The sequence below is a fragment of the Mesorhizobium sp. GW821-FHT07A06 genome (assembly GCF_059419085.1).
Window position 1 is genome coordinate 117,664 of sequence record NZ_JBWKRC010000012.1, and the last position, 17,368, is coordinate 135,031.

Sequence of the window (17,368 nt, forward strand, 5' to 3'; positions counted from 1 at the left end):
TTGACAACCGCAATCATCAATGCGCCAATCATCAATGCGTCTGGCATCGTCAAGGACTACGGCTCCATGCGAGCCTTGCATGGCGTGTCCCTCGACATCGGCGCGGGCGAATTCATGGCGCTTGTCGGCCCTTCCGGTTGCGGCAAGACCACGCTGCTGAAGATCCTTGCCGGTTTCGAGGACCCGACCGCCGGCGTGCTGGAAATCCAGGGCCAGAACATGCAGGGCGTGCCGGCCGCGAAGCGGCCGACGCGCATGGTCTTCCAGAAGCTGGCGCTGTTTCCGCACAAGACCGTGTCGGACAATATCGGCTTTCCACTCAAGCTGCAGAAGGTGGCGAAGGCCGAGATGGACCAGCGCATATCAGCCATGCTCGACCTCATGCACCTTAAGCGCGAGTATCTGACACGCTATCCCGTCCAGCTTTCCGGCGGCGAACAGCAGCGCGTCGCGCTCGCCCGCGCTCTGATCTCGCGCCCGAGCGTGCTTCTGCTCGACGAGCCGATGAGCGCGCTCGACGCGAAGCTGAAGAAATCGCTGCAGGCCGAGCTGAAGAAGCTGCATCGCGAACTCGGCACCAGCTTCGTCCTCGTTACCCACGATTTGGAAGAAGCCATGATGCTTGCCGACCGTATCTGCGTCATGCGCGCCGGCGAGGTCGTGCAACTGGGCACGCCGTCGGATATCTACTACCGTCCGGCCAACATGTTCGTCGCCGGCTTCATCGGCGAAACCAATTTCTTGCCGGTGGCCGTCTCGCGCGACGGCGGCGACGCAAAGGTTACTTCGCCGCTGGTCGGTGACAACGCAGCCGTGATCGCCGGGGAGCAGATTTCTCTCTTCCTGGGCAGTGCGGCGACAGCCCTGCTGGTTCGTCCCGAGACCATCCGTTTCGTCACCGGCGCGGCTGAACCAGGCGAATGGGTGCTGAACGGCACTGTCGAGGAGTATTTCATCAAGGGTTCGTCGACGCAGTATCGCGTGCGCGTCCCCGGCCTGGACAAGGCCGTGGTCATGGATCTCGCCGGCTCGCTTGATCTGCCGGCCAAGGTCTCCGACAGCGTCAGGATCGGCTTTCATCCGACCCGCAGCTTCCTGCTTTCGGAGTGAGCCGTGCGGACCGATAGCAAGCGCTGGGATGATCCGGTTCTCGTGGCTGCGGTGGCGCCGCTCGCGATCGTGATGCTGCTGTTCTTCATCATTCCGTTGCTCATGACGGTGGTGCTGTCGTTCCAGACGACGCAGTTCTATCGCCTGTCCTGGACCTGGGACCTCAAGGTCTGGACCGAAGTGTTCTCCAAGCCGCATTACTGGACCATCATGGCGCGAACCGTCGTCATGGCCTTGGTGTGCGTGGTCGTGTGCGTGCTCATCGCCTTTCCCGCCGCCTACGCGCTGGCGACGCGGCTCAGGGCCTATAATGCGCAGATCCAGATCCTGATCATCTTCGCCTTCCTGACCGACGCGGTGCTGAAAACTTTCGGCTGGATCCTCGTGCTCGACAAGAGCGGCGTCGCCAACTGGCTGCTGGCGCATCTCGGCCTCGGCCCGGAAGCGCTCAATCTCCTGTTCACGCCGACCGGCACGATGATCGGCATGGTCTATGGCCTCGTCGTCTATCCGATGTTCACCATCTATTTGTCGCTGGCACGCATCGACCGAGACCTGGTGCTGGCCGCCTATGATTCCGGCGCATCGCGGCTGCGCGCATTCTTCGAGGTGACGCTGCCGCTTGCCCGTCCCGGGCTCTATTGCGGCGCCGTGCTGGTCTTTGTGCTCAGCCTCGGCGCCTTCCTGGAACCGAAGGTGCTCGGCGGCGGCACCGCGCCGCTGGCTTCCGAGCTGATCCGGCAAAGCTTCGAGACGCGGGTCAACTGGCCGCTCGGTGCGGCGCTGACGCTGGTGCTGATCGTCATCGGTGCCCTGTCGCTGTCGATCGCCGCCTTTATCCTGATGCGCGGGTCGGCAAACCACGAAAGGTCTTTCCGATGATCCCGGAACGCCTGAAGGACAGGGTTGTCGACGTTTTCCTCGTCGGCACCATGGCGCTGCTGATCCTGTTCTTCTACGTGCCGATCCTCACGCTGGTGGTGTTTTCCTTCACCGACAGCCGCGTGCTGACCTTCCCGATCGAAGGTTTCTCGCTCGAATGGTATGGCGAACTGTTCCGCAAGCCCGACTTCCTGCCGGCGGTCGCGAATTCCGCGATCGTCGCGGCGGTCTCGACGGTCTTTGCCACGGTGCTCGGCTCGGCCGGCGCGGTGGCGTGGATCCGCTATCGCTTCCGCTTCCAGAACGTCTTCCGAGCCGTCAGCTTCCTGCCGTTGCTGTTCCCGCAACTGCTGCTCGGCGTGGTGATGCTGTTGTGGTTTTCGGTGCTCGGCAACTGGCTGGGCTTTTCGACCGGACTGGCGACGGTGATCATCGGCCATATCGTCTACATCACACCTTTCGCGCTGGTGATCGTGGCCGTGCAGGTCTACGGCTTCGACGAAACGCTGGAGGATGCCGCGCGCGATGCCGGCGCCACCGGCTGGGAAGTCTTCCGCGAAATCACTTTCCCGCTGTTGTGGCCCGGCATTCTCTCCGCCGCGACCTTCGCCTTTCTCCTTTCCTGGGGAAATTTCTACGTCTCCTATTCGCTGGCAGGCACGGCGCGCACGCTGCCGATCTTCGTCTACAGCGGCATCGCCGTCGGCTCCTCGCCGATCTATCCGGCGCTCGCCACGCTCAACTTCATCCCGGCCCTGATCCTGGTTTTCCTGGTCGACTTCCTGCGACGCCGGGCGCTCAAACGACAGAAGCTGGCGACAGCCTGACCTCAAGCCAATTTCCAAGCCAATTCCCAAGCCAATTCAAGGTAATGATCCCATGACCGCTTTCACCCCGGCCGTTTCCGGCAACTGGAGCTTCCCGACCTCAGTGCGCTTCGGCAATGGTCGGATCTCGGAACTTGCCGGCATCGTTCGCGAACTCGGCGCGAGGCGGCCGCTGGTCGTCACCGATGATGGCCTGAAGGCCCTCTTTCCGGTGCAGCGCACGCTCGAGGTGCTCAAGGCGAGCGGGTTGGATGCCGGCTTCTTCCACAACGTCAAGCCAAACCCGACCGGCGGCAATGTCGCCGACGGCGTGGCGATTCTGAAGCAGGGCCAGCACGACCTCGTCGTCGCCATCGGCGGCGGCAGCGCGCTCGATGCCGCCAAGGCGATCGCGCTGATGGCGACGCAATCCATCCCGATGTGGGATCTCGAGGATATCGGCGACAACTGGAAGCGTGCCGACACGTCCCACCTCGTTCCTGTTATCGCCATACCGACGACCGCCGGTACTGGCTCCGAGCTCGGCCGCGCCTCGGTCATTACCAACGAGGCCGAGAAGCGCAAGGTCATCGTCTTCCATCCGCGCATGATGCCGGATGTGGTGCTCATGGACCCGGAGCTGACCACCGGACTGCCCGCCCATATCACGGCGGCCACCGGTATGGACGCGCTCTCGCATGCGCTGGAAGCCTATTGCGCGCCGAGCTATCACCCCATGGCCGAAGGCATCGCGCTCAATGCCCTGAGGCTGATCAAGACCTGGCTTCCGGTCGCCGTGGAGGATGGGCAGAACATCGAAGCCCGTGCGCAGATGCTGATCGCGTCCGGCATGGGCTGCGTGGCCCTGCAGAAGGGCCTCGGCGCGATCCATGCGCTCGCCCATCCGCTCGGAGCCCTCCATGATACCCATCACGGCCTGCTCAACGCCGTGCTGATGCCCTATGTCGTCGAATTCAACGCCCCGGTGGTGGAAGAGAAGCTCGGCCTGCTTGCGCGCTTCCTCGACCTTCCGACGCACGATTCTCGCGCGGTCTTGGACTGGATCATCGAACTGCGGGTCCGATTGAACATCCCCGCCACGCTGCCGGGGATCGGGCTGACCGACATCGACGAGGAACGCGTCGCCACGATGGGCGAGAGCGACCCTTGTGCCGGCGGCAACCCGATCAAGCTTGACCGCGATAAACTGCGAGCCATCCTGCGGGCCGCCATATCAGGCTAATCCGCAAGGCACTGTCGGCAAAAGGCAAGTCAGCCGGCCGCCTTCATCCAGTGTTCCATCGTCGTCACCGAGCGGGCGAGCTGCGGTGCCGGATGGATCTTTTCGCTGAATGTGGCGGCCGCACGCCATCCCCAGCGCGGATCGGCAAGGAAGGCGCGCGCCAGCGCCACCATGTCGGCGCGGCCCTCGGCGAGAATTGCCTCGGCCTGTTTGGGATCGTCGATCAGCCCGACCGCGCGGGTCGGGATGCCGGCACCCTTGCGCACGGCTTCCGCCAGGTGCACCTGGTAACCGGGGCCGGTGGGCAATTTCTGCAAGGGCGAATTGCCGCCACTGGAACAGCAGAGATAGGCGACGCCCTCCGCCTTCAGTGCCTTCGCCACCTCGATCGCATCCTCGACTTCGAAGCCGCCATCGACCCAGTCCTTCACCGACAGCCGCGCGCCGAGCATCAGCTTCGGTACCGCTTTCTTCACCGCCCTGGCGATTTCGACGACAAGGCGCATCCGGTTTTCCAGCGAACCGCCCCAGCGGTCGGTGCGTTGATTGGACAATGGCGAGAGGAACTGGAAGATCAGGTAGCCATGCGCGGCATGCAGTTCGATGAAGTCGAAGCCGGCGCGTTCGGCCCGCCTTGCGGCTTGAGCGAATCGTTCGATGAGCTGCAGGATCTCTTCCTCATCCAGCGCGCGCGGCACATTCCAACCGGTGTCATAGGCGATGGCCGAGGCCGAGACGGTCTGCCACGGATCCTCGTTTGGCTGCAGCGGCCCGCCGCCCTCCCAAGGCTTGCGGTTCGAGGCCTTGCGGCCGGCATGCGCCAGCTGCGTGCCGAATTTCGTGCCTGGGGCGGCCACGCGCCTTGCGGCGTCCAGGGCACGACGGGCGGCGGCTTCATTGTCGTCGGAATAGAGACCCAGGCAGCCATGCGAAATGCGCCCGCGCCGCTCGACATCGGTCATCTCCACCGTGACCATGCCAGCGCCCGACATGGCCAGGTTCATCCAATGGTAAAGATGCCAGTCGCTGGCGCAGCCGTCCTCGGCGGAATACTGGCACATCGGAGCGACAGCGATACGGTTGGGGAAGGCGAGGCCGTCGAGCGTGATCGGCTGGAAAAGCGATGTTGTCATGAAAAGGGGCTCCGGGAGGGATATGCAGCTGTCTAGGCAATGGATCGAGGGCGCGCCAGACACGAGACGGTGAAACGTATTTTTGAACCATTCGCCTGCATTGCGCAAATACCGGTTGGCGGCTACGCCTCGACCCATAGCATGGAGACCATGATGGAAGACCGCATCCGCATCCGTTCGGAAGAAATCCTCTCCGACGACTGGGCTGTCCTGAAGAAGACTGTCCTCGATTACCGCCGGCGCGACGGCCAATGGGAGACGCAGGTCCGACAGACCTATGATCGCGGCGATGGCGCGGTGATTTTGCCATACGACCCTCAGCGCTTGACGGTGCTTCTGGTGCGCCAGTTCCGCTATCCCGCCTACGTGACCGGTCACCGCGAACCGCTGATCGAGGCCTGTGCCGGGCTGCTCGATGAAAACGATCCAGAGACCGCCATCCGCAAGGAGGCCGAGGAAGAACTCGGCTACCGGCTGCAACATGTGGAACGGCTGTTCTCGCCTTACATGAGCCCGGGCAGCGTCACCGAGCGGCTCTGGTTCTTCGTCGCGCGCTATTCGCCCGCCGACCGAATCTCGGCCGGCGGCGGCGCGCCGGAGGAGGGGGAGGACATCGAGGTTCTGGAAATGCCGCTGGACGAGGCGCTGGCCGGCATCGCCGACGGCCGCATCGTCGATGCCAAGACGATTATTCTGATCCAGCATCTGAAGCTGAACCCGATCCTTGCCTGACCGGTGTTCTGGCGCCCACAGACGACCTCATTGAGGGCCACAGGGCCGCTCCCGCGAAGAGTATATTAGCAATAAACGATATATTAATGGCTGTGATGCAGCCTTTGGCACAGAATGGGACACCTCCTCATCGACGTTCCCAGCGCCCTGGAGCGCGGGAGGCTTGACCAATGCGGAGCAAGCGCATGAGTGTCGGAGCAGCTCTCGAACAATTGCTGCGGTTGATTTATCGCCGAGCCATGAAATTGTCTGTGTTGCCGGAGGATGAAAGGGATCCGCACTACGATCTCATCCGTCTGTCATGTTGCGCGGCCGCCGAACGCATTGGGCAGAGCCCCGACCAGGCGGCCATTACGGCAAACGACATGGTTGAGTTTGTGCGCGCACTGGTCGGAATCATTGAGGTGGGCTGCGGACCAGACCAAGGGCGAGGCGCCGGTCAGCCGTCGCCTATACAACGTGCTGGTGGCCAAGAGAGCGGCACCACGCGCATCTAGCAAACAGGCAAGAAGGTCCCTGTGACGGTCGTATGGCTTTCATTATGGTGCGGACGACGGGAATCGAACCCGTACGATCAGAGATCGAGGGATTTTAAGTCCCTTGCGTCTACCAATTCCGCCACGTCCGCAGGCCCGCCCTTTTCAGATGTCAGACACAGGCCGTCAAGTCGTGTTCTTGAGCTGTCGGAAACGCGCACCCCATAGGAGAAAGCGTGGCGATACTGGTGTGATCGCGGAATTATCCGCGCCGCGCGCAATGAGTAAGGTGTTTGGACGGTGGATTTGATCCGCCGAGGCCGGCGTCTACCAGGCCCAACCCATTCCCCCGCCCACTGGGGGCGCCGGCCGCCCCTATCGTCGAATTGTTGACTGCGTCACAGGCGTCGCGCGCCTGTCGATGTCGGTAAGGATCAGAACTTGTAGCTGAGATTGATCCCGACGGTGTTCAGCTTCGTATCCTGGTCGCGGCCGACGAAATCGGCGGATCCATCATAGTGCTCGGAACCGAAATCATAATAGCGATACTGCGCGCCGACGACGAACTTGTCGGTCAGCGCATAGTCGACGCCGGCACCTACGGTCCAGCCGACATTCGTGCGTGTCTGGGAGAAGGCGGAGCCCGACGCTTGCGAGGTTTCGACACCGGCAAAGGCGATGCCGCCTATGCCGTAGACCAGCACCCTGTCCATGGCGTAGCCAGCCTTGGCGTTGACCGACCCGAACCACTTGATGTCGGTGCCGAAATTGTTCCCTGGCCCCGCTTCGGTCGCGCCGTCGACGGCGGAATAGTTGAGGTCGGCTTCCGCGCCGATCACCGCCTGGTCGAACTGCCAAAGCCCCGCGACGTGCCCGCCGACGAAACCGCCATCGATGTCAGGCGAGACGGAAAACGGCTCGCCCTCCGTTCCTGAGATGTCGGATTGGCCCCAGCCATAGCCTGCCTGCAGGCCGGCGTAGTATCCGGTCCAGTCGAAGCCTGGCGCGGTCATCGGCACGTCGACTGTCGGGTCGGCCGCGAAAGCCGGCATGGACAGGGCGGCAAGAAGACCGGCGCTTGCGACCAATAGGCGATACATTGAACTCCCCGGATGAAGAGCCAGAAAGATCCTTGGCAGGCAAGGTAGACCGATTTACGACAAAACGGAATCCATTTCTGGTTGCAGCCTGTGCGGCTCGCCGACCCGCGGTTTGGCGCTGGTCAAAACCAGGCAGGCTTGGCACAGTCGTGCAAACAGGAGTCCCTTCATGGCAAAGAAGCCGGCGGCGCATGCGACGAAACCCAAGCCCTGGACCGAGATGGCGACGCATCTGGTCGACGTTGCCATGGGGCGCAAGCCCGCCGACCTCGTCATCCGCAACGGCCGCTGGGTGAACGTTCACTCGGGCGAGATCATCGCCGGCACCGACATCGCCATCGCCGGCGGCCGTTTCGCCTATTGTGGGCCGAATGCCAGCCACGCCATCGGCCAGGGCACCAAGGTGGTTGATGCCGGCGGGCGCTATCTGGTGCCCGGCCTCTGCGACGCGCACATGCATGTCGAGAGCGGCATGGTGACGGTGACCGAATTCTGCCGCGCCGTCATCCCGCACGGCACGACGTCGATGTTCATCGATCCGCACGAGATCGCCAATGTGCTCGGCTTGCCCGGCGTGCGGCTGATGCATGACGAGGCGGTGGCGATGCCCATCAACGTGCATGTGCAGATGCCGTCCTGCGTGCCTTCGGCGCCCGGGCTGGAGCACGCCGGCGCCGAGTTGACGGTGGCCGATGTCGCGGAAGCGATGACCTGGGAAAACATTATCGGGCTCGGCGAGGTGATGAATTTTCCGGGTGTCGCCGCCAACGATCCGGTCATGTCGGGTGAGATCGCGGCGACGGTCCATGCGGGCAAGACGGTCGGCGGCCACTATGCGTCGCGCGATCTTGGCCTCCCGTTCCACGGCTATGTCGCCGGCGGACCCGAGGACGATCACGAGGGCACGCGCGCCGAGGACGCTATCGCCCGCGTGCGCCAGGGCATGAAGGCCATGCTGCGGCTGGGCTCGGCCTGGTACGACGTCGCCTCCCAGATCAAGGCGGTGACGGAGAGCGGCATCGATCCGCGTAACTTCATCCTGTGCACCGACGACAGCCACTCAGGCACGCTGGTGCACGAAGGTCACATGGATCGGGTGGTGCGCCACGCCATCAGCCAGGGGCTGAAGCCGGTGACGGCGATCCAGATGGCGACGATCAACACCGCCCAGCATTTCCGGCTGGAACGTGAGATCGGTTCGATCGCGCCGGGGCGGTTGGGCGACCTGCTGATTGTCTCCGATCTCGCGGCAATGACCATCGACGAGGTCTATGCGCGCGGCGTCAGGCTGGCCAAGGGCGGCAAGCTCGAGATCGACATTCCGGCTTACGACTACCCGAAGACGGCGAAGAACACCGTCAAGTTGGGCAAGAAGCTGAAGGCCGGCGATTTCGACATCGCGGCTCCCAAGGGTGCCAACGAGGTGCGGGTGCGGGTCATCGGCGTCATCGAGAACCAGGCGCCGACTCGGGCGCTGGAAGCGGATCTACCGGTCGAGGACGGGCTGGTCGCCATGGATCGCCGCAACGATGTCTGCCAGATCGCGCTCGTCGAGCGCCACAGGGGCACGGGCGGTGTCACCAACGCCTTCGTCTCCGGGTTCGGCTATATGAGCGATTGCGCCATGGCCTCGAGCGTGGCGCATGACGCCCATCACATCATCTGCGTCGGCACCAACAAGCGGGACATGGCGCTGGCGGTCAACCGGCTGGGCGAAGTCGGCGGCGGCGTCGTGTTGTTTTCCAAGGGCAAGGAACTGGCGCTGGTCGAAATGCCGATCGCCGGGCTGATGTCGGACGAGCGCGCCGAGATCGTCGCCGCCAAGGCGGAGAAACTGACCGAGGCAATGCGAAAGATGGGCTGTTCCCTGAACAACGCCTACATGCAGCATTCGCTTTTGGCGCTGGTGGTCATCCCGGAACTCAGGATTTCCGATGTCGGCCTGATCGACGTAACGACCTTCCGGAAGGTCGACCTGTTCGTCTGAGGCCAGGTACCGGCGCCTGCTCACCCGCCGGTGACGATGGTCAGCACCTTGAACGGCGTGGTGATGACGACCTCGGCGACTGAACCGACGGCCTTGCCGAGGCCCTGGCCGAGATTGTTGAGCTGTGCCGGGTCGGGCTCGTCGGAGGCGAGGCCGGCAGGGGTGCGCAGCCGGTCGCCGAGCAACTGCACCAGGATCGGATTGTCGGCGAATTTCGCGTGGTTGAGGCCACCGTCGCCGCCCTTGGCCTTGGTCAGGTCGACAACGGAGACGCCATAGCTGGCGAGGTCGGCCGCATTGCCATAGTCGCCGACACGCGGCTTGTCGCCAGAGATAAGTGAAGACAATTTGAGCGCCCGGTCATCGCCTGAAAGCAGCACGGCAAACGGCTTGTTCGGCTTGCCGTAGCGTATCATCTGCTTCTTGAACACGTCGACATCGATGTCGGGCGAAGCCAGGACGACATAGCCGAGCTTGCCGTCGAGATCGCGGTCGCCGGTGATGGCGAGCTGGCGCAGTGCCTCCATGGTCAGCCAGGTTCCCATTGAATGGGCGATGATGTCGATGCTCTTGACCCGCGTCTTGGCGAGCATCCTCAGCGTCGCCTCGAGGTCGTCGCGGGCGGCGTTGGCGCTGTCTTTGTCGTAGATATAGCCCGTCGTCTTGGCGCTCGACGCCCAGGAGAACAGAACCGGCGTGCCGGGATACTTCGTGTCGTGGGCGATCTGCGTCAGCCGGTAGATGCCATCGTCGAAGCCGTTGTTGAAGCCGTGCACGAACACCAGTGCGCGATCGCCGCGCATGGCGATGTCGGCGCCGACCGCCTTGGCGAATTGCGGGCCATCGCCATAGTGGACGACATTGGTGGCGGTGAATTGCTTGGCCGGGTTTGAGTTGGCCGAGCCCTTGGCCCGCTCGATGGCTCCGACCTGGTGGACCTTCGGCACGGTGACATCGACACGGGCGTAGCTGGTGGTCAACGAGCGATCGCCGTCGAACACCTGCCGTGGATCCTTGGTCGCCTGCTGGCGGGTGGTGGCGACAAAGATCTCGTGGGTGGCCGCGATGTCGGAGGCGGGAACCGTGACCGTCGTCTTGTTGAGCAGATCATGCGTGTTCTGGCCAGCACAGCCGGCAACGGCGAGCGCCAAGGCGACGACGAAACTCTTCAAGCGCAAGGTCAAGCGCCGGCTCCCGCGACGGGGGACGTCAAACGCATGACGTCGCACACCATTCCGATATAGCCAGAGGCCGGCGTGGTCCAGTTCAAAGTGGCCTGACACTGCCGCAAGGGTGAACGGACACGGCGAAATCCGTGGTGCCGCATCTATTGCCCGAGCAGGCTGATGCGGTCGGTCACGTCCCGGTCGCTGGCAAAGCCGTCATCCTCGCGCAGCCGCTGGCCGATCATCTTCACCAGCGCCGGATTGTCGGCGAATTTCGTATGGTTGAAGCTGTCGCTGCCTTTGACCTTGGAGAGATCGACGACCGTCACGCCATAGGAGGCAAGATCGGCGGCATCCTTGTAATCACCGACGCGCGGCCGCGAACCGGCGATCAGGCCGGAGAGTCTCAGCGCGCGGTCGTCGTCGGACAACAGCAGGATGAACGGCTTGTCGGGCTTGCCGTAGCGGCGCATCTGGCTCTTGAACACATCGACATCGATGTCGGGCGAGGCAAGCACCACGTCGCCGAGCTTGCCGCCGAGATCGCGGTCGCCGCTGATGGCCATCTGACGCAGCGTTTCCATGGTCACCCAGGTTCCCATCGAATGCGCGACAATATCGATGCGCCGCGCGCCGGACTGCTGCAGCATGCGCAATGTCACTTCGAGCTGGTCGCGTGCGGCGCTGGCACTTTCCTTGTCATAGACATAATCGGTGGTCTTTGCGCCCGAGGCCCAGGAAAACAGCACCGGCGTGCCCGGATAGCCGGAATCGTGGACGATCTGGGTCAGGCGATAGACCGCGTCGTCGAAGCCGGTGTTGTAGCCATGCACGAAAACCATGACGCGGCCGCCGCGCGCCGCGATATCGGCGTTGAGCGCGCTGGAGAATTTCGGCTGCGCATCGTAGCCGACGACCTCGGAAGCCATGAAATATTTGGCCGGATCATCCGATTTGCCGCGTGAGCGCCGTTCGATCTGACCAGTCTTGTGGAGGCCTGGGACGGTGACATTCACGCGCGCATAGTTCAGCGTCGCCGAGCGCTCACCGTCGAAAACCTTGTTGGGATCATCGGATTTCTTGCGCGTCGTGGCAATGAAGATGGAGTGGTTGCCGGCGATTTCGGTCACCGGCGCGGCGACGATGGCGCTGCCAAGCAATTCCTGCGTTTGCGGGCCGGCGCAGCCGGCGGCGAGCAAGGCGAGAACAACGGTAAGTATCTTCTTCAAAGGCACGTCTGAAATTCCACTCCGGCCAAAAGGCCCATCTACCCCCGCGACACCTCCCGGACAGGGAGAGTGCGGCAGAACTAAGTCGTGTCCCGTCGAAATGTGGTCAGCGGCTGCTTACGGCCATCGCAGTGTTGCGCGAAAGCCAAAATGGGAAAGCCGGAATGTTGGAGAAGGGCAGCACCTCCGGCTTGAGGCGGATGCCGACATCCGACCTGAAGGCGCGCCGCGCCTCGACACGGCTCCAGGCTTGGGGATAGCGCGCCGCGAGCCCCTCGCGCGGCGCGTCGTCGGCGAGCGCGATGCCATCCTCCATGTTGGCGGCATGCTCGCGGTCGCCATGGGTGTTTCGGGCGACCGGCGTCATCGCCGTCGGTTCGCCGAATTCCGGCAGCGACATGGATTTCAGACCGACTGATGCAACAGGCATGAACAAACGCCCCCAAGTGCTTGCAATGATTCTGCGAATGCCCTTTGCGCAAGGGCATGAAGGGCCGGACAATGGCGTTGCGGAGCCGGATATGCAATAGGCAGGGTCGGCTGCGCCGGATCAGCTTGCAACAGATAGGCGCTGTGCGGCCGGATCGATGACAGGTCTGTACGAAACATGCGGCACAAGGTGGCTTTCCGATGAGCAGTTTTTCCTCCCGCGTCGCCGTCGCCGCCGCGGCGCTCCGTCAGATCTTTCCGGAAACGCCGCTGCAGGAAAACGACTACCTGTCGAAAAAGACCGGCGCTCGGGTGGTGCTGAAGCGAGAGGATTTAAGCCCCGTGCGCTCCTACAAGATCCGCGGCGCCTTCAATTTCTTCCGCAAGGCGCTTGCCGCCGGCAACCAGGCTGACTTGTTCGTCTGCGCGTCGGCCGGCAACCATGCACAGGGTTTCGCGTTCGTCTGCCGCCATTTCGGCAAAAAAGGCGTGGTGTTCATGCCGGTGACGACGCCGCAGCAAAAGATCGACAAGACCAGGCTGTTCGGCGGCGATTTCGTCGAGATCAGGCTGGTCGGCGACTTTTTCGACGACTGCTATCGCGCCGCCTTCGAATTCACCGAAATCTCCGGTGCCCACATGGTGCCGCCCTTCGACCACAAGGACATTATCGAGGGGCAGGCGACGGTGGCCTATGAGATCGCGGACCAGATGGCCGGTGCGCGCATGCCTGACATCATCATGCTGCCAGTCGGTGGCGGTGGGCTCGCCGCCGGCGTCACCCACTATTTCGCCGATCAGGGCAGGGAGGCGCGCTTCGTCTTCTGCGAGCCGGCCGGGGCGCCGAGCCTGCACGACAGCCTCGCGGCCGGAAAGCGGCTGAAGCTCGCGAAGGTCGACAACTTCGTCGATGGCGCGGCGGTGGCCGAGATCGGCCGCGAACCCTTGCGGTATCTCAAGGACTTTGCCGCCGACATGGTGCGGTTGATCCCGGAAAACCGGCTCTGCGCGACCATGATCGAGATGCTCAATATCGAAGGCGTCGTGCTCGAGCCGGCCGGTGCGCTGGCGATCGATGCGCTGAAGGATTTTTCCAGGAAGGAAATCCGCGGCAAGACCATCGTCGCCGTGGTCTCGGGCGGCAATTTCGATTTCGAGCGGCTGCCGGACGTCAAGGAACGGGCGCTGCGCTTCGAGGGCCTGAAGAAGTACTTCATCATCCGCTTCCCGCAACGCCCCGGCGCGCTGCGCGATTTCCTCGAAATGCTGGGTCCGGACGACGACATCGCGCGCTTTGAATATCTGAAGAAGTCGGCGCGAAATTTCGGCTCGGTCCTGATCGGCATCGAAACCAAGGACCGCCGCAATTTCGACCTGCTGAAGGCAAACTTCGAGGCCGAAGGCGTCCAGTACCAGGATATCACCGACAACGAGACATTGGCGGGATTCATCATATGAGCGGCAAGGTTTTCATCGCGCTGTTTTCCGGCATCAATGTCGGCGGCAACCGCATCATCAAGATGGCGGAGCTCAGGTCGTTCTTCGAGGATCTCGGCTTTTCCGATGTCGCCACCTATGTACAGAGCGGCAATGCCGTGTTCCGGGCCGGCAAGGGCGACGCGGCCGCGCTAACCAGGCAGATCGAAACGGCCTTCGAGAAGAAGTGGGGTTTTCATTCCCGCATCATGGTGCGCGATCTCCCATGGTTCGAACGGCTGGTGAGTGAAAATCCCTATCCGGAAGCGGCCGCCGACCACACCAAGCTCCATGCTTATGCGCTGGAGCGTGAGCCCACCGTCGACGAGGTGGCGCGGCTGGCCGAAAAGTGCACCGGCCCAGAGCGCTTCGAGGTAAAGGGCGACGTACTCTACCTCAGCGCGCCCGATGGCCTCGGCAAATCCGTGTTTGCCAACCTCATTCCGCGCGTTCTGAAGGTGCCGGGCACCGCGCGCAACTGGCGCTCGGTGCTGGCGCTGCTGGAGATGGCCGGTCAGGCCGGCAAAACCTAGATCACGCCTCCGCCGGCTTCCAGTCGAAGGTCAGTTCCTCGCGGAAGGCGAAGCGCTTGATATGATCGGCGACCACGCTTTCCAGGCGCTCGAGCGCTCCTGCCTCATCGGTCGACACCGTGATGTGCAGTGCGGCCGCATCGGCATCCATGACGGTGCGACCAAGCGAGAGATCGATCGCGCCATGGTGCGGATCGAACTCGACCGGGAATTTGTGCGCCCAATGCTTGCACAATTGCTGCAGGTAGCGGCTGGCATGTTCTGTGGCGACGTCGGCATGGCTGGATGGCATGTGGAATTCTCCGCGGACGGGTGCCCGTTCCCTGACAATGGGCCGGCGCTGGCACGGCACGACACAGATAGGCAGTATCTTGCCGAGCGCAAAGGGTTGCCGGTCGGTGTTGCCTAGTGCCGGATCAACGCCTACCAGCTTCCGGTGTTCGCCATCGAAGCCCAGGGTTCGGCCTTGGCCTTCGCCGGGCCTTTCTGCAAAAGCTCGATCGAGATGCCGTCCGGCGACCTGATGAAGGCCATGTTGCCGTCGCGCGGCGGCCGGTTGATGACGACGCCATTGTCCATCAGATGCTGGCAGGTGGCGTAGATGTCGTCGACCTCATAGGCGAGGTGGCCGAAATTGCGCCCGCCCTTGTAGTCTTCGGGGTCCCAGTTGTAAGTGAGTTCGATCAGCGGCGCCTTCTCGTTGATGCCGCTCTGCTCGTCCTCGGAGGCGGCAAGGAAGATCAGCGTGAAGCGGCCCTGTTCGTTTTCATAGCGGCGGACTTCCTTAAGTCCGAGCTTGTTGCAGTAGAAATCGAGCGAGGCATCGACATCGGCGACGCGGACCATGGTGTGCAGATAGCGCATGTGTTTTCCTCGTTCTGTTGGGATGCGGCGCAACATAGGGTCGAGCCGTGCAAAGGGCAATCTGCCGGCGGCGGGCAATGCCGGCAAAGAACAAATCCGGTATTCGCGCAATGAACCGTGAAAAAAGGCACGGCAGGTCTTGCACACACCGGAAGCCGCGGTGTTAATCTGGTGTCAAGAATCAGTTGCGGTGTTCTTGCAAAAAGGGGGCATTCTTATGGGGGAAAAGGCCTCTTTGACGGGGCGGGCCGGAACCCTTGGCGACGCCTTGAAGCGCGATGAAGGCGGCGATGCCGCCGACCTGACCGAAATTGCCGGCGCCATCAAGTGGTTCGATGTGGCCAAGGGCTATGGGTTCATCCTTCCCGATGACGGTGTCTCGGGCGATATCCTCCTCCATGTGACATGCCTTCGAAAAGACGGCTTCCAGACAGCCTTGGAAGGGGCGCGCGTCGTCTGCCTGGTCAAACAGGGCGATCGCGGGCTGCAGGCATTCCGCGTGCTGTCCATGGATGTCACCACCGCTGTCCATCCCGCGGAAATGCAGGAACAGCGCACCCATGTCGCGGTGACGCCGGAGAGCGGGCTCGAACGCGCTTTGGTCAAGTGGTTCAACCGCACCAAGGGTTTCGGCTTCCTGACGCGTGGCGAGGGCACCGAGGACATCTTTGTCCATATGGAGACCTTGCGCCGCTACGGCATCACCGAGCTTCGGCCGGGGCAGGTTGTGCTTGTCCGTTTCGGTCGTGGTGACAAAGGCCTTATGGCCGCCGAAATTCACCCCGATATGGGCACCTTGCCGATCTCGCACTAGGGCGATTCCGGCCGAGGATTTCATATGGCTCACAAGAACTGGCTGACGGCGGGCGTGTTGTGCGCCGCTGCTGCCGTCATCATCGCCGCGGGCGCCTTCTTCTATTTCCAGGTCCCCAGCGCGGCCGACGGCCGGGCGATGATCCTTCCTGTCGACCCGACGCCGCTGGTCGCGGTGACGAAACAAGGCGAACGCTCCTTCTCGATCGAAGTCGCCGACACCGAGGCCGAGCGTGAGGCCGGCCTGATGTTTCGTGAGGACATGGCTGCCAATCATGGCATGCTGTTCGTCTTCGATGAGACACGCAATGTCAGTTTCTGGATGAAGAACACGCCGATGCCGCTCGACCTGATCTTTGTCGGCCAGGACGGCAGGATCCGCGCGATCAAGCAAGGGGAGCCGCAATCCGAGGCGATTGTGTCGCCCGGTGAACCGGTCCGCTTCGTACTTGAGCTCAAGGCCGGCACGGCCGCCAAGGACGGTATCGTGGACGGCGATCTGTTGCGCCATCCCGTGATCGGCACCGCGTCGGGGCCCGGCATGCCGCGGGCGGACAAGGGCGATTCTCCGAACGTCGATTCCGACTGAGAGCAGGGGTCGCCTTCCGATGCAGTTTTTTCCCCATGACGGGTTCGATCTTGCCTTCCTCGATCGCCAGCCGGTGTCGGGCGAGGGCGATCCCGTGCTCATGATCCACGGCTTCGCTTCGAGCCATTATGTCAACTGGGTGTCGCCCGGCTGGTTCAAGACGCTCAACGACGCCGGCTATCGCGCCATCGCCTTCGACAATCGCGGCCATGGCTCTTCATCCAAGAGCTATGACGAGGCCGACTATACGCCCGCGAAAATGGCATCCGATGCCGCCGCCTTGCTCGACCATCTCGGCATCGAACGGGCCCATGTGATGGGCTATTCGATGGGCGCGCGCATCGCGGCGTTCCTGGCCCTGTCCGATCCGGACAAGGTGGCGACGCTGGTCTTTGGCGGCCTTGGCATCGGCATGATCGACGGCGTCGGCGACTGGGACCCGATTGCCGCGGCCCTGCTTGCCGAGGATCCAGCCGCGACCACCCATCCGCGCGGCCGCTCCTTTCGCGCCTTCGCCGACCAGACCCGCAGCGATCGCCGGGCGCTTGCCGCCTGCATCGCCAAATCCCGGGAATTGCTTGACGAGACAGACATTGCCCGCATCGCCCAGCCGACACTGGTTGCCGTCGGTACGACAGACGATATCGGCGGCTCGCCCGACGAGCTTGCCGCCCTGATGCCGAACGCCAGGGCTTTCCACATCGAAGGCCGCGACCACATGCTGGCGGTCGGGGACAAGACCTTCAAGCAACGCGTGCTGGAGTTCTACGCCGAATATCCGCTTTGACCGCCCGCGCTGG

19 protein-coding genes and 1 tRNA gene are annotated in these 17,368 nt (G+C 63.0%); 12 read left to right on the top strand and 8 right to left on the bottom strand.

Annotated elements, in window-relative coordinates; genetic code table 11:
* From AC07SZ_RS28805 to AC07SZ_RS28820, 4 genes are read left to right on the top strand one after another with little or no spacing between them, the layout of a single operon-like run.
* Nucleotides 1–1,110, top strand: coding sequence for an ABC transporter ATP-binding protein (locus AC07SZ_RS28805; protein WP_056566631.1), 1,110 nt, complete (start codon nt 1–3; stop codon nt 1,108–1,110).
* 3 nt (nt 1,111–1,113) lie between these two features.
* Entirely contained in the window at nt 1,114–1,992 is an 879-nt protein-coding gene (locus AC07SZ_RS28810; protein WP_494916943.1) for an ABC transporter permease, read from the top strand.
* Nucleotides 1,989–2,819, top strand: a complete 831-nt coding sequence (locus AC07SZ_RS28815; protein WP_056566626.1) for an ABC transporter permease — start codon at nt 1,989–1,991, stop codon at nt 2,817–2,819. The genes AC07SZ_RS28810 and AC07SZ_RS28815 overlap by 4 nt, the downstream gene beginning before the upstream one ends.
* A 52-nt stretch (nt 2,820–2,871) precedes the next feature.
* Complete coding sequence (locus AC07SZ_RS28820; RefSeq protein WP_056566624.1) at nt 2,872–4,041, top strand: iron-containing alcohol dehydrogenase; 1,170 nt, start codon at nt 2,872–2,874, stop codon at nt 4,039–4,041.
* Nucleotides 4,042–4,070: 29 nt separating this feature from the next.
* Here AC07SZ_RS28820 and AC07SZ_RS28825 read toward each other — a convergent pair whose 3' ends face one another.
* Nucleotides 4,071–5,174 carry an NADH:flavin oxidoreductase/NADH oxidase gene (locus AC07SZ_RS28825; protein ID WP_172373949.1) on the bottom strand — a complete coding sequence of 368 codons (1,104 nt, stop codon included), beginning with the start codon at nt 5,172–5,174 and terminating at the stop codon, nt 4,071–4,073.
* A 153-nt stretch (nt 5,175–5,327) separates the two neighbouring features.
* Between AC07SZ_RS28825 and AC07SZ_RS28830 the strand changes: the two genes are divergently transcribed.
* Together AC07SZ_RS28830 and AC07SZ_RS28835 are read left to right on the top strand one after the other, a co-directional pair.
* Nucleotides 5,328–5,906 (top strand): NUDIX domain-containing protein, encoded by a 579-nt coding sequence (locus tag AC07SZ_RS28830; RefSeq protein WP_494916945.1) that lies wholly within the window; start codon nt 5,328–5,330, stop codon nt 5,904–5,906.
* Nucleotides 5,907–6,091: 185 nt separating this feature from the next.
* Nucleotides 6,092–6,403 (top strand): hypothetical protein, encoded by a 312-nt coding sequence (locus AC07SZ_RS28835; RefSeq protein ID WP_494916947.1) that lies wholly within the window; start codon nt 6,092–6,094, stop codon nt 6,401–6,403.
* 45 nt (nt 6,404–6,448) lie between these two features.
* On the opposite strand, the gene AC07SZ_RS28840 is transcribed toward AC07SZ_RS28835, so the two are convergent.
* Both AC07SZ_RS28840 and AC07SZ_RS28845 read right to left on the bottom strand, forming a co-directional pair.
* A tRNA-Leu gene (locus AC07SZ_RS28840) sits at nt 6,449–6,534 on the bottom strand.
* Nucleotides 6,535–6,816: 282 nt separating this feature from the next.
* Nucleotides 6,817–7,482 (bottom strand): outer membrane protein, encoded by a 666-nt coding sequence (locus AC07SZ_RS28845; protein ID WP_172373948.1) that lies wholly within the window; start codon nt 7,480–7,482, stop codon nt 6,817–6,819.
* A 169-nt stretch (nt 7,483–7,651) separates the two neighbouring features.
* Between AC07SZ_RS28845 and ade the strand changes: the two genes are divergently transcribed.
* A complete protein-coding gene (gene ade, locus AC07SZ_RS28850) occupies nt 7,652–9,469 on the top strand; it encodes an adenine deaminase (RefSeq protein ID WP_172373947.1) in 1,818 nt (605 codons plus the stop codon).
* Between the two features lie 20 nt (nt 9,470–9,489).
* Here the strand turns inward: ade and AC07SZ_RS28855 are convergent, their stop codons facing one another.
* The 3 genes from AC07SZ_RS28855 to AC07SZ_RS28865 all read right to left on the bottom strand — a co-directional run bounded on the left by AC07SZ_RS28855 (nt 9,490) and on the right by AC07SZ_RS28865 (nt 12,294).
* Nucleotides 9,490–10,653, bottom strand: a complete 1,164-nt coding sequence (locus tag AC07SZ_RS28855) for an alpha/beta hydrolase (protein WP_056566609.1) — start codon at nt 10,651–10,653, stop codon at nt 9,490–9,492.
* A 143-nt stretch (nt 10,654–10,796) separates the two neighbouring features.
* Entirely contained in the window at nt 10,797–11,870 is a 1,074-nt protein-coding gene (locus AC07SZ_RS28860) for an alpha/beta hydrolase (protein WP_056566606.1), read from the bottom strand.
* A 100-nt stretch (nt 11,871–11,970) separates the two neighbouring features.
* Nucleotides 11,971–12,294, bottom strand: coding sequence for a hypothetical protein (locus AC07SZ_RS28865; RefSeq protein ID WP_494916951.1), 324 nt, complete (start codon nt 12,292–12,294; stop codon nt 11,971–11,973).
* Nucleotides 12,295–12,494: 200 nt separating this feature from the next.
* Here AC07SZ_RS28865 and ilvA point away from each other — a divergent pair, with 200 nt between their 5' ends.
* The gene (gene ilvA, locus AC07SZ_RS28870) at nt 12,495–13,751 is read left to right on the top strand and encodes a threonine ammonia-lyase IlvA (protein WP_494916953.1); all 1,257 of its coding nucleotides are present in this window, start codon (nt 12,495–12,497) and stop codon (nt 13,749–13,751) included.
* On the top strand, nt 13,748–14,302 hold the full coding sequence (locus tag AC07SZ_RS28875; protein WP_494916955.1) for a DUF1697 domain-containing protein: 555 nt from the start codon (nt 13,748–13,750) through the stop codon (nt 14,300–14,302). The genes ilvA and AC07SZ_RS28875 overlap by 4 nt, the downstream gene beginning before the upstream one ends.
* A gap of 1 nt (nt 14,303) precedes the next feature.
* On the opposite strand, the gene AC07SZ_RS28880 is transcribed toward AC07SZ_RS28875, so the two are convergent.
* Entirely contained in the window at nt 14,304–14,594 is a 291-nt protein-coding gene (locus AC07SZ_RS28880; protein WP_056566595.1) for a DUF2218 domain-containing protein, read from the bottom strand.
* 131 nt (nt 14,595–14,725) lie between these two features.
* Nucleotides 14,726–15,166: a lactoylglutathione lyase gene (gene gloA, locus AC07SZ_RS28885; protein ID WP_056566592.1), complete on the bottom strand. Its 441-nt coding sequence runs from the start codon at nt 15,164–15,166 to the stop codon at nt 14,726–14,728.
* A gap of 217 nt (nt 15,167–15,383) precedes the next feature.
* On the opposite strand from gloA, the gene AC07SZ_RS28890 reads away from it, so the two are divergent.
* From AC07SZ_RS28890 to AC07SZ_RS28900, 3 genes are read left to right on the top strand one after another with little or no spacing between them, the layout of a single operon-like run.
* Nucleotides 15,384–15,980 carry a cold-shock protein gene (locus tag AC07SZ_RS28890; RefSeq protein WP_056566589.1) on the top strand — a complete coding sequence of 199 codons (597 nt, stop codon included), beginning with the start codon at nt 15,384–15,386 and terminating at the stop codon, nt 15,978–15,980.
* A 24-nt stretch (nt 15,981–16,004) separates the two neighbouring features.
* Nucleotides 16,005–16,568, top strand: a complete 564-nt coding sequence (locus AC07SZ_RS28895; protein ID WP_494916957.1) for a DUF192 domain-containing protein — start codon at nt 16,005–16,007, stop codon at nt 16,566–16,568.
* 19 nt (nt 16,569–16,587) lie between these two features.
* The gene (locus AC07SZ_RS28900) at nt 16,588–17,355 is read left to right on the top strand and encodes an alpha/beta fold hydrolase (RefSeq protein WP_494916959.1); all 768 of its coding nucleotides are present in this window, start codon (nt 16,588–16,590) and stop codon (nt 17,353–17,355) included.
* The last annotated feature ends 13 nt before the right edge of the window (nt 17,356–17,368 follow it).